The 13,749-nt window shown below is 70.7% G+C and carries 14 protein-coding genes; 7 read left to right on the top strand and 7 right to left on the bottom strand.

All coding sequences use genetic code 11. The features are described 5' to 3' along the window. The 6 genes from OG912_RS20435 to OG912_RS20410 form a co-directional block, all read right to left on the bottom strand. Positions 1–927, bottom strand: coding sequence for a class I SAM-dependent methyltransferase (locus tag OG912_RS20435; RefSeq protein WP_327710618.1), 927 nt, complete (start codon positions 925–927; stop codon positions 1–3). A gap of 77 nt (positions 928–1,004) precedes the next feature. Further along, the gene (locus OG912_RS20430) at positions 1,005–2,054 is read right to left on the bottom strand and encodes a phosphotransferase (protein WP_327710617.1); all 1,050 of its coding nucleotides are present in this window, start codon (positions 2,052–2,054) and stop codon (positions 1,005–1,007) included. Continuing rightward, positions 2,051–2,572 (bottom strand): DinB family protein, encoded by a 522-nt coding sequence (locus OG912_RS20425; RefSeq protein WP_327710616.1) that lies wholly within the window; start codon positions 2,570–2,572, stop codon positions 2,051–2,053. Before OG912_RS20425 ends, OG912_RS20430 begins: the two co-directional genes overlap by 4 nt. A 44-nt stretch (positions 2,573–2,616) precedes the next feature. Further along, positions 2,617–3,459 carry a hypothetical protein gene (locus OG912_RS20420; RefSeq protein WP_327710615.1) on the bottom strand — a complete coding sequence of 281 codons (843 nt, stop codon included), beginning with the start codon at positions 3,457–3,459 and terminating at the stop codon, positions 2,617–2,619. A gap of 16 nt (positions 3,460–3,475) precedes the next feature. Continuing rightward, positions 3,476–5,908, bottom strand: coding sequence for a radical SAM protein (locus OG912_RS20415; RefSeq protein WP_327710614.1), 2,433 nt, complete (start codon positions 5,906–5,908; stop codon positions 3,476–3,478). Positions 5,909–5,970: 62 nt separating this feature from the next. Beyond that, positions 5,971–6,522, bottom strand: a complete 552-nt coding sequence (locus OG912_RS20410) for a hypothetical protein (protein ID WP_327710612.1) — start codon at positions 6,520–6,522, stop codon at positions 5,971–5,973. 271 nt (positions 6,523–6,793) lie between these two features. Here OG912_RS20410 and OG912_RS20405 point away from each other — a divergent pair, with 271 nt between their 5' ends. Continuing rightward, positions 6,794–7,489, top strand: a complete 696-nt coding sequence (locus OG912_RS20405) for an HAD family hydrolase (protein ID WP_327710611.1) — start codon at positions 6,794–6,796, stop codon at positions 7,487–7,489. 15 nt (positions 7,490–7,504) lie between these two features. Next, complete coding sequence (locus OG912_RS20400; RefSeq protein ID WP_327710610.1) at positions 7,505–8,644, top strand: acyl-CoA dehydrogenase family protein; 1,140 nt, start codon at positions 7,505–7,507, stop codon at positions 8,642–8,644. 53 nt (positions 8,645–8,697) lie between these two features. On the opposite strand, the gene OG912_RS20395 is transcribed toward OG912_RS20400, so the two are convergent. Continuing rightward, positions 8,698–9,447 (bottom strand): PIG-L deacetylase family protein, encoded by a 750-nt coding sequence (locus OG912_RS20395; protein WP_327710609.1) that lies wholly within the window; start codon positions 9,445–9,447, stop codon positions 8,698–8,700. A gap of 314 nt (positions 9,448–9,761) precedes the next feature. Between OG912_RS20395 and OG912_RS20390 the strand changes: the two genes are divergently transcribed. From OG912_RS20390 to OG912_RS20370, 5 genes are all read left to right on the top strand, one after another. After that, positions 9,762–10,550, top strand: coding sequence for a 2OG-Fe(II)-dependent halogenase WelO5 family protein (locus OG912_RS20390; protein ID WP_327710608.1), 789 nt, complete (start codon positions 9,762–9,764; stop codon positions 10,548–10,550). 8 nt (positions 10,551–10,558) lie between these two features. Further along, entirely contained in the window at positions 10,559–11,302 is a 744-nt protein-coding gene (locus OG912_RS20385) for an HAD family hydrolase (RefSeq protein ID WP_327710607.1), read from the top strand. Then, complete coding sequence (locus tag OG912_RS20380; protein ID WP_327710606.1) at positions 11,299–11,988, top strand: alpha/beta hydrolase; 690 nt, start codon at positions 11,299–11,301, stop codon at positions 11,986–11,988. Before OG912_RS20385 ends, OG912_RS20380 begins: the two co-directional genes overlap by 4 nt. An 86-nt stretch (positions 11,989–12,074) precedes the next feature. Further along, entirely contained in the window at positions 12,075–12,965 is an 891-nt protein-coding gene (locus OG912_RS20375) for an amino acid ABC transporter permease (protein WP_443061000.1), read from the top strand. Beyond that, positions 12,962–13,732: an amino acid ABC transporter ATP-binding protein gene (locus OG912_RS20370; protein ID WP_327710605.1), complete on the top strand. Its 771-nt coding sequence runs from the start codon at positions 12,962–12,964 to the stop codon at positions 13,730–13,732. Before OG912_RS20375 ends, OG912_RS20370 begins: the two co-directional genes overlap by 4 nt. The last annotated feature ends 17 nt before the right edge of the window (positions 13,733–13,749 follow it).

The raw sequence follows: 13,749 nt of genomic DNA, 5'->3' as shown, positions 1-13,749 counted from the left end.
TCACCTCTCCAGCTCCGCGAACCGGCCGATGGGATGCGGAGCCAGGGTGACGCTGCCCTGCGCCCGACAGGTCTCCGCCACCTCGACCGCGCTGACGTCGGCGGTCACGCGGTATCCCGTCGAGCCTGCCAGTGCAGCCATCTCCCCGGGCGAGGCGCCCCAGACAAATGGTTCGCCATTGCGCCGTACGCTCGCCGCCATGCTCGCGACGAGGGGGTCCTGGGGCTCGGCCAGCTGCGCCGCCTCCCAGTAGTCGAGCACGATGGTCAGCCCGCCGGTGAAGAAGTCGCCCAGCGCCTCCAGCGTGGCGCTGATCGCCTTCTCGTCCAGGTAGTACGTCACGCCGCTCCACGCCACGAAGGTGTGCCGGGTGCCGTCGAGCCCGGGGATCCGCCGCAGCACCGCATCGAGCCGCTGCTTGGCGAGGTCCGCCGGGACCATGCGCAGCCCGGGCACTCCGTCGGGGCGCAGCCGGGCCACCCGGGCCCGCTTCAGCTCCTGCGTGGCCGACCGGTCGACCTCGTACACCGTCAGCCGTTCCGCCCACTCGGGGCGGCGCAGGGCGAAGCTGTCGAAGCCGGCGCCGAGCAGCACGTACTGACTCGCTCCGCGCTCGCAGGTGCGGCGCAGGGCGTCCTCGGTGTGGCGGCCGCGCAGCAGCACGTGCGGCGCCGCCACCGAACCGGCGCGCAAATAGCGGCGGATGGCGCCCTCCGGGTCCTGTTCGGCCTGCGGCCCGCGCACTGCCGACGAGGCGAGGACGCTCGTACGGAAGGACGTCCACTCCTGCTCGCTCAGCAACTGCCGCGCCACAAGGTCGGTGTGGACCGGCTTCGGCTCGTGGGCGCTGTGGAAGGCTCGCATGAAGGCATTGCCCAGTGCTGTGGAACTGGGCCTTCCGATGTCGTGACGGCCGGGGACGGTCATCGGCCGCACCTTCTGGGAGTTCGGGGAGCTCTGGGAGTTCGGGGAGTTCTGGGAGTTCGGGGAGTTCTGGGAGTCGTTCACAGCGCGTCGAGTTCGTCGAAGGCGCGATGCCGCACCAGGGCTGCCGCGACCCGGCGCATCGCCGGGTCGTCGGGGACCCCCGCGTACGCCGCGCGGAGCGCCACCCTGCGCAGGTAGTAGTACAGGAGGGCGCGACGGTAGTCGCTCAGCAGCCCGTCGGCCGTGATGCCGGGCACCGTGGCTGCCAGCTCCCTCCGGTACAGGTCGAGCAGTTCCAGGTCGTCGTCGGCCTCGCTGTTGGCGATGAGGAAGGCCAGATCCACCGGTCCGCGGCTGCGCGTCGCGGCTTCCCAGTCGATCACCCGGATGCCCGGCTCCGCAGGGTCGGCGGGGAACAGGATGTTGGCCGGGTGCAGATCACCGTGGACGACGGTGAGGGGAGGCGCGCTCAGCGCCCGCAACAGGGCCGGCGCCCGTTCGGCGAGGCGTGCGGATCCGTGGCGCACCTCGGTGGGCAGCCAGTCCGCCTCGGCGAGGGCGGAGAGCCCCGCCGAACCGAACGTGCCCACAAGGAAGTTCGCGCGTGCCGGGGCGGCCTCATCGGGCAGCCACTGCCACGCGTCCGGGATGCGGGCCCACCAGCGGGCGTGGAACGAGGCAAGGGCCCGGACCGCCCGCTCGCTGTCGGCGACGGACAGCGCGGGGCGGGGCGGGAGGGTTCCGTCGGCCATGTCGTCGAGGACCAGGACGCCGGCCGCCGCAGGACCCCCGCCGCGCAGTCCGGGCAGGCGCAGCAGTGCGGTGCCCTGGACACCGTCCGGGCCGTGCAGGGCGTGCTCCACGGCCGGCAGGCCGAGCCGTTCCTTGAACGCACGTACGCCGTCGTCGGCCGGCGGGAACTTGACGATCAGTGAGTTCGGCGGCGCGGGGCGGCCGGCGCGGGGCACGGCCGGGGTCGGGCGTACCCGCCACACGTGGGCCGCGCCCTCCACCTGCTCGAAGGTCAGTTCCTGCTCCGGGTCGAAGGGACCGGACCCGGCACCGGACCCGAGCAGGACGGACAGAGTGGCCGCGTCGAGCGCCTCGGGGGCCAGGGGCGCAGTCACCGCAGGACGGCCCCGACAGTCGCGTCATGTGCCCGGACGGCGTGGACGATCTCGTCCAGGTGCCCCTCGTCGTGGGTGCAGGTCGACTCCGCGACCACGCGGCCCACCGGCACGACGTCGCCCCAGGCCGTGCCGGCCACGGGGAGCGCCAGGAAGGTGTCGTCGAGGGCCCCGATCTCGGCGCGGATCGTGCGCCGGGCCTTCGCGACGATGTCGAGGACCTCGGCCACCGGCATGCCTTCGAAGACGCGCAGCCGCTCGACGTTGGCGGCGTCGATGTCGAAGTCGGGCCGACGGTTCGTCCGGCCCGCTTCGGCGAGTCGGCGCAGCTTGGCCATCTGCTCGCCCACCTCGTGCTCGGGGTAGTAGACGGCGAGGTGGCACAGGGTGTCCCGGACGGTCCAGGTGCCCACGCCGGTCGGCAGGTCCGCGACTTCGTCGAGGACGGAGGCGACCAGCTCAATACGCTTCCACTGCTCGTCCATCGAGGCCAGCAGCTCGGTCCTGGTGAACGTCATCGAAGGCTCTCTCTCCGTAGGGTCCCCACAGGGGCGGGGCGGGGTCAGGGGGAGGCGGGATCCGCGTCGGCGCCCGGCCAGCGCAGACTCAGGGGCCGTGTCCCGGCCGTGGGCACCTGCCGCCAGAGCATCCAGGTCTCGGGCCGCTCCAGCAGGTTCGTCCGTACCCACGCACGCGGTCCGCCCGCCCTGCGCTCGCCCGCCTCCCAGGGCGTGCGCCGCAGCTTCAGCACCAGGCGGCGGTCCCCGGCCCCGGCCCCGGGCACCGGGGTCACCTGCCAGGTGAACACCCGGGCCCGGGTCAGGTTGACCATGCGCTGCACGGGCGGCGGGGCGGCGCCCTCGTCCGGCCCCGGGACCAGCGGACCGCCGTCCGTGCCGACGTCGGCATAGCTGACGAACAGTCCGCCGTGGTCCCGGGCGGACCGCAGCGACAGGCTGAAGTCCCGGCCGGGCGTGGTCCACGTGGAGTTGCGCAGCCCGTAGTGGTGCATCACGGACAGCATCGCGTCGTGGACGAGGATGGTCTGGCGCAGTCCCAGGAAGTCCAGGTGGACCAGACCCACCGTGTGGGCGTGCAGGTGCGCGCCGACGAGCAGGACGGGTCGGTCCCGGCGGGCCACCGCCGCCTCCAGCTCGGACAGGCCGTCGACGACGACGAACGCCGCGCGCTCGTCGTCGGCCAGGCCCAGGTACCACTGCTCGTCGGCGGCCTTGTCGATCCATGCGTCGTACCACCGGCCGACGAGCGACGGGTCGCTGTCGGCCGGCAGGCCGGCCGACAGCATCGCCGCCCGGACCTGGGCGCTCACCTCGGAGCGGATTCCCTCGCACTCGCGCGCGATGCGATCCCGCTCCGACTGCCAGCTTCCGCCGGTCCGGGCCATGGCACCCACCTGCTGCCTACGCCTGGGCCAGGCGCAGCAGCTTGGGGGCGTGCTGCTTGATGACCGGCCGGACGGGCTCACCCAGACCCTCCACCAGGGTGGTCAGCTCACGCTGGACGTCCAGGGGCATCTTGCGCTTGAGGGCGTAGCCGAGGCTGTGCTGGACGGTCCAGTCGGTGAAGCCCTCGGCCTGTGCGAACGTCGCGATCCGGGCGGCGGCCACGGCCTCCTCGGGAGTGCCGAAGTCGGCGGCCATCCGGAGTCCGAGGTGCAGGTACGGTGCGTTCTCCTCGGTGAGGTAGTCGGACACGGAGGCGGGGTTGAGGCCTTGTCCCTTGAGGGCGCCCTGTACGTCGGTCATGGCCCGGTGCTTGAAGGTGATCTGGTCGATCGCCGCCTTGAGGCGGGCGTCGAGGGCGTCGAGCACCTCGTCGTCCACGTTGCGGCCCGGCGTCCGGCGCCACGCCTCGACGGTGCTGGCGAACAGGGCCACCACACCGAGTGCGGAGGGGTGGTCACCGCCGTTGGTGCCCAGCGCCTCGACAATGGAGTCCACTCGGTCCGCGGTGGTCTTGATGGCTTCGAGGGCCACCGCCTTGACGATCGGGTCGTCCGGCATGACGTACTGGAGCAGGTCGATCGAGCGCTCGGAGCCGTCGGGCAGGACGTACGGCTTGGTCGTCACCTCGTGGGCGCCGTGCTTGGTGATCTCGATGCCGGGCGCCGCCTTGACCAGCGGGTGCACGGCGACGGATATGCCCGTCTTGTAGGTGATGAAGTCGAGCAGCCCGTTGAGGACGCCGGCCAGGTCGTCCTCCTGCACCAGCGGGTAGAACGGGATGGCGGTGATCCGCATGTGCAGACCGGCGTCGTGGCCGATCTTGGGCGCTTCGAGGATGTGGTCCCAGTTGTAGCGGGCCTTGAACTTGCCGATCTGGCGGGCGACCCGCTCCACCGGGGTCTCCAGACCGAGCAGCATGGCCCGGAAGCCGACGTCACGCAGGTCCAGCATGATGTCGGGGTCCACCTCCATCGGGACGGTGGAGACGTAGATGGTCTTGCCCTGCGTCGGCTCGTTGTCGCGCAGCGCCGAGATCAGGGAATCCACGTGCGAGCGGCGCAGCAGGAAGTCGTCGTCCTCGAAGATGTACATCTGGAGGTCGGGGTAGGCACTCGCGGCGCGGTTCATGGCGCGCACGGCCTCACTGCCGTCGTAGAAGTAGAGCTGCTCGCCCCACTGCGTGAGCTGGCAGAACTCGCAGGCCCTGGGGCAGCTGCCGAACACCGTCATCATCTTGATGGCGTTCGGGCGGTGTACGTAGTTGCTCAGGCTGAGCGTGGCGCGGGCCCTCGCGCCGGTCTCCCGGCCCGCCTCGTCGGTGCCGGACTCCTCGTCGATCTGGGGGAGTTCGGCCAGCTCCAGCGGGATGTTGAGGTCGTCCGGCGCGCAGACGTCCATGATGTTCGTGGGCGTCCAGTACTTGGTGTCGAGCTCCATGAGATTGACGTCGAGGCCGCCGGAGAAGACGCGGCGCTCGAACTCGGTGAGCTTGACGACCCGGGTGTCGTGGACCTGCACGGCGTCGCCGGTGCGGTCGGCCAGGTGCAGGTTGGGGATGTCGCTGAAGAGTTCCAGGGCGGGCCGGGTGTCCCGGGGGCCCTCGTACCCGGACGAGAAGATCATGTCCGCCTCGCTGGTCTCGCCGTGCGGTCCGACGACGATGTCCAGCGGGGTGTAGTCCAGGTACTCACGGCGGTTGAAGTACGAGCTGTAGCCGGCGCCGACGAGGCGCGGCACGTAGCCGCGGTCCTCGTGCCGACGGCACTGCTCGTTGAGGAAGTACATGGACTCGATCTCGGTCTGGGTGAAGAAGTTCGAGGTCGAGAAGAGGAAGTAACAGCGCTCCCCGAGCTGGTCGAGTGCGGCGTCGCAGGCCTCGAACTCGGAGTCGCCGAGTTCGAGGTTGAAGGCCTTGACCTCCACGCCCAGCAGCCCCAGCCAGGACGCCACGTAGAACGAGCCGATCGGCGGCTGGATGCCGAGGACGCGGCGTGAGCGGTTGCCGACCGTGCCGCCGCGCACCGGGTACTGGCCGCCGACGTTGGGCACGAAGATCGCCGCCGGGCCGTCCTCCAGGGGGCTGCGGTCGATGCCGTAGACGGAGCCGTCGGCCACGACGGGGGCCAACAGGTTGGCGGACACCCGGGCGTAGGTGCGGTTGTCGGTCTTCTCCAGGCGCTGGATGGCCTTCTTCACCATCGGCGTCATGGAGCCCAGTTCGTCCAGGGTCTCGATCGGCAGGTCTGCCAGACCACGGGCGAACAGATAGCGCTCGGGGGTGGAGAGCTTCGCGAAGCCCTCCTTGGCCACCTTGCGGTCCAGCCGCTCGGTCTCGGTCTCCAGGAAAGTGCGGTCGAGACGCTCCTGCTTGCCGTTCTGGAACAACAACGAAGACTCCTTGGGTCCTTGGGCCGATCTGGGGTGTCGTCGAGTGGTGGGCGCGGCGGTCGTCAGTAGTGACGGAACTTGCTCGTGTACCAGTCGGTGAACCGGTCGATGAGCGAGGTCAGTTCGCCCTCTCCGGGATGGGCGCGCCAGTCCCATCCGTTGTCCAGCCCGTTCGCCTCCACCAGGAGCTTCTTGAGCCGGAAGCCCGCGACGCGCCCGTCCGCCGGGTCGTCCGCGGTGAAGTAGGCGACCGGCTCCTGATGGGCCGCGTCGAAGGGCGTGTGGACGTAGATGTAGGGGAGGTCGCCGATGCGCTCCCGCAGTCCGGGCAGGGGTGCCGGTCCCGAGGCGAACAGCTCCGACAGCGGCTCGTGGATGCGCAGGGAGCCCGGCAGCGCGCACAGATGCGGATGGAAGGTGTAGTCCTCGTCGGAGAACGCGGACGCTCCGCCGCCGCCCCGGCCGTGCTCGTAGAAGACCGGGGGCGCGTCGTACACGTCGCTGTAGAAGCCGGTGATCAGCGACTGGAGTGTCTGGATCTCGGTGAACCACTCCGCGGGAATGTCGTCGAAACAGCGCAGCCTGAAAGGTGTGTCGTGGCACGCTCGCGTCATGATCGAGAGGTAGCCCTCGATCACCTGCCCGACCGGCGCCAGCAAATAGAAGTTCGGTGTCGAAACCAGTAGTTGACTGGGAGATATAGCAGCCGGAAAACAGAAGAGGCAGCGCAGGTTGTCACGACTTCTTACGTCGACTTGCAAGGCTCCCCCTAACAGCGGTGCAATGGCGGGGAATCTAGCGCCCGGCTCCCGTCGGGTCCATACCGGGTCCACGATCTGGACGCTGACATTAGCAATGTCTAAGGCTGTCGAAAGAATTGATGAAGTGTCCTTGCCTGTGAACTCCATAAAAGCCGTCCTCTTCGACCTCGACGGAACTCTCTTCGATTACGATGGATCGGTGACGAAGGCCCTGCACGGCTGGCTTCCCGAGCTGGGTGTCGATCCTTCCGACGACGTACTGGAACTCTGGCGAAGGCTGGAGCGCAAGCACTATCCTGCGGCTCATTCCGGACTCATCAGCTGGAGCGAACACAGAAGACTGCGGCTGCGGGAGTTCCTCACCGCCCTGGAACGACCGGTCGACGAACCGGTGCTCCTGGAGGTGTTCGCCGGCTACCTCGACCGTTTCGAACAGTCCTACCGGCCCTATCCCGACGCCGCTCGCGCCCTGAACCGGGTCCGCGCGGCCGGTATCACCACCGGAATCCTGACCAACGGCTCCACCGGGCGGCAGACCGGAAAGCTGCGCGGGACCGGGCTGCTCGGCCTGTGCGACGTGGTCTGCGCCTCGGAGGACCTGGGCGCGGCCAAGCCCGACCCCGACGCCTTCCTGCGCGCCTGCGTACGGCTCGGGGAGGTGCCCGGCGCCGTCCTCATGGTCGGCGACAACCACGAGTGGGACGTACTCGCCGCCCGCGCGGCCGGGCTGCCCGCGCTGCACCTGGACCGTCAAGGCACGCATTCCGGCCCGGACCCCTACCGAATCAGCACGCTCGATGAACTGCTCATCTCTTCTTAAGGAGTTGGTCCTCAGATGAATCCGCTGTCAGAGGAAGCCGGCGAGGTCGCGTCGTGGCTGGCGAGGGTGGCCGCCCTGGTGCCCGCGATCCAGGAGGCCCGCGACACCGTCGAAGCCACCCGCCACCTGCCGCCCGCCCTGGTGGCCCGGCTGCGGGACGCCGACCTGTACCGGCTGTGGGTGCCTCGCTCCCTCGGGGGCCACGAAGTGCCTCCCCGGGTGATGCTGCGCGTGGTGGAGGAGATCGCGCGGCACGACGGTTCGGTGGCCTGGTCCATGATGGCCGGGGCCAACTCGGCGCTCCTCGCGGCACGGCTGCCCGAGGCCGGCGGCAGGGAGGTCTTCGGCGATCCGCTGACCGTGGTCGCGGGGTCGCTGCACAACGGCGGTACGGCCGTCCGCGTCGACGGCGGCTACCGGCTCACCGGCCGGTGGCGCCTGGCCAGCGGGTGCGCGGAGGCGAGCTGGCTCATCTGCTCCGCCTCCGTCACCGACGAACCCGGCACCGGCAGCCCGCACATCTTCTTCGTACCGGCCGCGGAGGCCGAGATCATCCACGAGTGGGACGCGGTCGGCCTGCGCGGATCGGGGAGCAACGGCTTCCGGGTGGCGGACGTCTTCGTCCCCGAGCGGCTGCACATCACGCCGGGCGCCGAGCTGGTCGTGGACGGTCCCCTGTACCGGAGTTCCATGGCGCACTTCATCAATCCGCCGCTGGGCGCGCTGGCCCTCGGCATAGCCGAGGACGCCATCGGCTGCTTCCACGACCTGGCCCAGAAGAAGACCAGCCGCGGCAGCGACCTGACCCTCAGCGAGCGCGGCGCCGTGCAGGAGAAGGTGGGCACGGCCAGGTCCCTCGTGTCCTCGGCCCGCGCCTATCTGCACGCGGCCACCGCCGATCTGTGGTCCGCGGCGGTGGCGGGGACCGACATCCCGCACGAGCTGACCGCGGAGATCATGCTCTCCACGGCGACCGCGGCCAAGAACGCGGTGGAGGCCGTGCGCATCGTCTACACCGCGGCCGGCTCCAGCTCGGTCGTCGAGTCCAGCCGGCTCGCCCGCTGCTTCCGTGACGTCAACGTGGTGAACCACCATGACGCCGCGTCGCTACAGGTGTTCGAGCGGGTCGGCCGCTACGCGCTGACCGGACGGTAGCCGACGCCGGAGGGCCCCGGCCCGGTGATCCTGCTGGAGCCGGGGCCCCGTCCTCAGTCCGCGGAGACCACCCGGAACGACTCCGCGTACCGCCCGTCGGGCAGCCGGCCCGCGCGGGCGATGGCCGCCGCCCACCGTCGTACGTCGGCGTCGAGCGACTCGGGATCGGGGTGCTGGCTGGCATGGCAGCGCAGTGCCGCACGCTTGGCGTCGAGGGTGTCGGTGATGTCGACGTACGTGTTCGAGTCGCGCCCGGTCATGACCCATATCTCGGAAACCCGCCACGGCTCCAGACCCCGCGCGGCGAGTTCCGGAAAGGCGCGCGGGTTGCGGGCGTCGGGGTAGACGGCGCTGAACACCGCCTCGCCCACGGCGAGATGGTCGGGATGAGAGGCCCGGATCCGGTCGATCTGCCGTACCGGCGAATGCGTCACGACCCGGTGCGGGCGGTGCGTGCGCAGCACCTGGGTCAGACGGCGGCGGAGGTCGAGCGAAGGCGTCAGCGATCCGTCCGCCCGGCCCAGGAACTCCACGCCACGAACGCCGACCGCCCGCGCCGCGGCACGCTGCTCCGCCCGGCGGACGGCCGAGAGCTCGGCCGCGGACAGCGCGGGGTCGTCGTGACCCGAGTCCCCGTCGGTCACCACGCAGTAGCGGACGTCCTCGCCCTCCAGGACCCATCGGGCGACGGCGCCCGCCGCGCCGTAGTCGACGTCGTCGGGGTGTGCGGTGACGACCAGTGTGCGGACGCGGCCCGCCGTCGCGTCGTCGGATTCGGAGCGCGGATTCGGGAACTGGGACACACGTTTCACACTAGCCCGCACACGATCTTCGGCATAAGCCCGCCGCGAAGACTTAAGTAAACATCGACTACAGCCATCAGATCCCCTTTCGGTACGCAACTCATATGCTGAGATCGATCGTTGACACCGATGGGTGTCGGCCAGGTAAGTTCACCAGGCTGCGCCACCGCGTCACGTGCCTTCGCGCCATTTCCGGAACCAGATCCTTTGGAATTCCAGTGAATGGAGTCCGTGCTGGCGTGACTGCCCGGGCCGCAGTCTCTTGCTTACTGAAATCTCCTGCACACGGACACTACGCACAAGGAGACCGGCGTATGCCGACTGCTCAGGACTGGAAACCCACTGTCATCGATACGCGGGACGAGCACGCACAGTTCGAGTCGCTACGCCACTTGACCAATGGCGATACGGCTGTCGTCGTTCTGCGCAATCTCTTCCCGGCCGATTACGTCGCCGACCAGGCGGCCCGGATCCGGAAACTGCTCGTCGACGCGGACACCGCGCAGCTGTTGGGGGCTCCGCTCACCGACTTCCTCGACGAGACCGACTCCTACCACGAGCGCGCCGACCAGGCCCGCGAGGCGCTGGACCGGGCGGGCTTCGACCTGCAGGCCCGGGCGCGAGAGGCCCTGCGGGAGTCCTTCGGGCTCAGCTCCGTCGAGGTGGCCGTCGAGGACGGCGAGGGCGCCTTCGGCGAGGCCGTGCTCCGGGCCCGTACCCCGGAGTCGGCCTCGTGGCTCGCCAGCCACAACATCATGCGCGAGGGCGACGGCACCAACATCGCGCTCACCTACCTCGCCTACCAGCTTCAGTGCGTGGTCGTCGCGGACAGCGCTGCCGACGGCGGCGAACTGCTCGTGCACGACCGCGCCTGGGAGCCGGGCGACGAAGCCCACCGCACCGCGGACGGCGCCGGCTGCGCCGAGTCCGTCGTGGAGGGAGCGCACACCGACCGGTACGCCCCTCGCGACGGTGACGTCATCCTCTTCAACCCGGACTGGTACCACCGGATCACCCCCGTCTCCACGGGCGAACTCGTCACGGTGGAGTTCTCCCTCGGCTTCCGGGACGACCTGCTCGACTACGCCGTCACCTGGGCCTGACAGCCCCGGTGGACAGCCTGCTCCAACCCCCGGCGCTGCTCCTGTGGGACATCGACCACACCCTGGTCGACTGTTCCCGCGTGACCGGCCGCGCGTACGACCGGGCCTTCCGGCGCATCACCGGACAGCCGCTCGGCCCGGCCCCCGGCATCGCGGGGGCCACCGCACGGCACATCGCGGCACGGGCGCTCGGCCGGAACGAACCGCGCCCTTCGGACGCTCTCGTACAGCGGCTGCTCGACGCGGTCGACGACGAGATGGACCGACTGGGCGAGTCCCTGGCCGCAGAGGGGCACCGCATGCCGGGCGCCGCGCGGGCGCTCACAGCGCTCGCCGGCAGCCCCGGCATCCGGCAGACCGTGCTCACCGGGAACACGCGCCGGTCCGCCGCCACCAAGCTGCGCGCCTTCGGCCTCGACCAGCATCTGGACCTGGCCATCGGGGCGTACGGCGACGAGGCCGAGGACCGTACCGCGCTGCTGCCACTGGCTCGCGAGCGTGCCCGGCGGTCCCTCGGCACCGACTGTCCGCCGGCCCGGATCGTCGTCGTGGGGGACACCCCCCGCGACATCGCCGTGGGCAGGACGCACGGGGTCCGGGCGGTGGGGGTGGCGCGCCACGCGGCCGACGCGAGCGAGCTCATGGCGGTCGGAGCCGACGCGGTCCTGCACGGCCTCGCCGACACCGAAGCGGTCCTGCTGACCGTTGGCGGACTGCTGCGGCAGCGGTCCGCGGAACGGCCGGACACATGACCTCTGTCGCCCCTTCCGCCCCTGTCGTCCTGGTGCCGGGGCGCTGGCACACCCCCCACCATTTCGGGCCGCTGCGCGCCGTGCTGCGGCAGCACGGGGTCACGGTCCACACGCCGTGGCTCCAGCGCGGCTCGCTCGCCGCCGACACCGCCCACGTCCAGCGGCTCGTGGACGCGCTGCCCGAGCCGCCCGTCGTCCTCGGCCACTCCTACGGGGGTTCGGTGGCGACCGGGCTGCACGGGGTGGCCCACCTCGTGTACGTCGCGGGGTTCGTCCTCGCGGAAGGGGAGTCCACCGCCGACATGGGCGGCACCAGTGCCCTGTTGGCGGCGGCTGTGGCGGAAAGCCACGACGGCACCACCAGGCTGCTGCCCGAACGGGCCGCCGATGTGCTCTACCACGACAGCCCCGACGACCTCGCGGCACGCGCCGTTTCCTGGCTGCGCCCCCAGGGTCCCGGGTACGGCCGGGCCCGCCCGGTACGGCACGCCTGGCGCGAGACCCCGTCCACCTACCTCGTCTGCGGGTCGGACCGCGCCCTGGATCCGGAGATGCAGCGCGCCATGGCCGCGCGATGCACCGGGCGCCATGAGTGGCCGGTGGGGCACTGCCCCATGCTCAGCCGGCCCGATCTCGTCACCGGCCTGCTCCTCGGCGTGAACGCGCGCCGAGCCGACGGCGGTTGAACCGCCCCGAACCACCCTGAGGAGTCCCGTTGGCACTCGGTACGCGATGGTCCCGCCGACCCGCGGGCCCCGCTGTGACGCCGGCCGTGTCACCGAAGGCGACCGACGCTCCGGACCGGCCGGACGACCTGGACGCGCTGCCGCACGTGCCCGCTCCCCGACCCTGGCGGTGGGTGGCGGGTGGCATCGGCCTGGTGCTCGCCGCCCAGTTCGTGCACGGCCTGGTGGCCAACCCGGCCTGGGAATGGGGAGTCTTCTTCGACTACCTGCTGAGCGAGACGGTGGTCTCAGCGGTCTGGGTCACCGTCCAGCTGGTGATCGTCTCCGGGGTCCTGGGCTTCGCGCTCGGCAGCGTCGTCGGGGTCATGCGGCTGTCGCGCAGCCGGGTGCTGCGCAGTGTCGCCTGGGCCTATGTATGGGCGCTGCGTTCGGTCCCGCTCATGGTCCAGCTGCTGTTCTGGTTCAACCTGGCCTATCTGTACCGGCGGATCGGTGTGGGCATTCCGTTCGGCCCGGTCCTCGCGTCCGCCGACACCCTGCATCTCATCGGCACGATGACCGCCGCCATCATCGGCCTGACGCTCCATCAATCCGCTTACGCGGCAGAGGTCGTACGCGGCGGAGTGGCCTCCGTCGACCCCGGGCAGCTGCTGGCGGCGAACGCCCTGGGCATCCCGCGGCTGCGCCAGTGGCGCCGCATCGTGCTGCCCCAGGCCATGCGCGCCATCCTTCCGAACGCCGCCAACGAGATCATCTCCCTGCTGAAGTCCACCTCGCTGGTGTCGGTGATGGCGATCGGCGAGCTCTTCTACCGCGTCCAGATCGTGTACGGACGCAACGGCCGCGTCGTCCCGCTGCTCATGGTCGCCACCGTGTGGTACCTCGTGCTCACCACCGTACTGACCCTGGTGCAGCGCCGGGTGGAGCGCCGCTTCGCCTGGGTCGGCTCCGACGGCGGCGGGAGGGCCGACGCATGACCGACGAGACCCCGGCCCTGGACGTACGAGGCATCCACAAGGCGTTCGGCGGGACCGAGGTGCTGCGGGGTGTGGACCTCTCGCTGCGCAGGGGCGAGGTCGCCGCGGTGATCGGACCGTCCGGCGCGGGCAAGTCGACCCTGCTGCGTGCCATCAACCACCTGGAGACCCCCGACCGGGGACATGTCCTGGTCGACGGCGAGCTGATGGGCTACCGCCGCCACCGCCGCGCCCTGGTCGCGCTGCGGGACCGGGAGCTGCTGCGGCAGCGCACCCGTATCGGCTTCGTCTTCCAGAACTTCAACCTGTTCCCGCATCTGACCGTGACCGAGAACCTCACCGAGGCCCCCATCGGCGCGCTGGGCGTGCCCCCCGACCGGGCCCGGGAGCGAGCCGCCCGGCTGCTCGCCAGGGTCGGCCTCGCCGACCGCGGCGACGCCTACCCGCGCCAGCTGTCGGGCGGACAGCAGCAGCGCGTGGCCATCGCACGGGCACTCGCCCTGGAGCCGGTCCTCCTCCTCTTCGACGAACCCACCTCCGCACTCGATCCGGAGCTGGTGAGCGAGGTACTGGCCGTGATCAAGGACCTCGCCCTGGAAGGCACGACGATGGTCGTCGCCACGCACGAACTGGGATTCGCCCGGGAGGTCGCCGACACGGTGGTCTTCATGGACGCCGGAGCCGTCGTCGAGGCCGGACCTCCCGAGCAGGTCCTCGGCGCCCCGCGCCACGCACGTACCCGGATGTTCCTCTCCAAGGTCCTTTGACCGTTCCGCCCGCCCGC

It is taken from the genome of Streptomyces sp. NBC_00464, from assembly GCF_036013915.1.
Lineage (GTDB): Bacteria > Actinomycetota > Actinomycetes > Streptomycetales > Streptomycetaceae > Streptomyces.
The sequence above is the reverse complement of the archived record's forward strand: the minus strand, read 5'-3'. Positions and strand labels throughout refer to the sequence as shown.

Bases quoted from the DNA above. Each gene is read 5' to 3' on its own strand.
- OG912_RS20400 (WP_327710610.1), top strand. From the start codon at position 7,505: ATGAATCCGCTGTCAGAGGAAGCCGGCGAGGTCGCGTCGTGGCTGGCG.
- OG912_RS20390 (WP_327710608.1), top strand. From the start codon at position 9,762: ATGCCGACTGCTCAGGACTGGAAACCCACTGTCATCGATACGCGGGAC.
- OG912_RS20370 (WP_327710605.1), top strand. From the start codon at position 12,962: ATGACCGACGAGACCCCGGCCCTGGACGTACGAGGCATCCACAAGGCG.
- OG912_RS20420 (WP_327710615.1), bottom strand. From the start codon at position 3,459: ATGGCCCGGACCGGCGGAAGCTGGCAGTCGGAGCGGGATCGCATCGCG.
- OG912_RS20410 (WP_327710612.1), bottom strand. From the start codon at position 6,522: ATGACGCGAGCGTGCCACGACACACCTTTCAGGCTGCGCTGTTTCGAC.
- OG912_RS20425 (WP_327710616.1), bottom strand. From the start codon at position 2,572: ATGACGTTCACCAGGACCGAGCTGCTGGCCTCGATGGACGAGCAGTGG.
- OG912_RS20380 (WP_327710606.1), top strand. From the start codon at position 11,299: ATGACCTCTGTCGCCCCTTCCGCCCCTGTCGTCCTGGTGCCGGGGCGC.
- OG912_RS20435 (WP_327710618.1), bottom strand. From the start codon at position 927: ATGACCGTCCCCGGCCGTCACGACATCGGAAGGCCCAGTTCCACAGCA.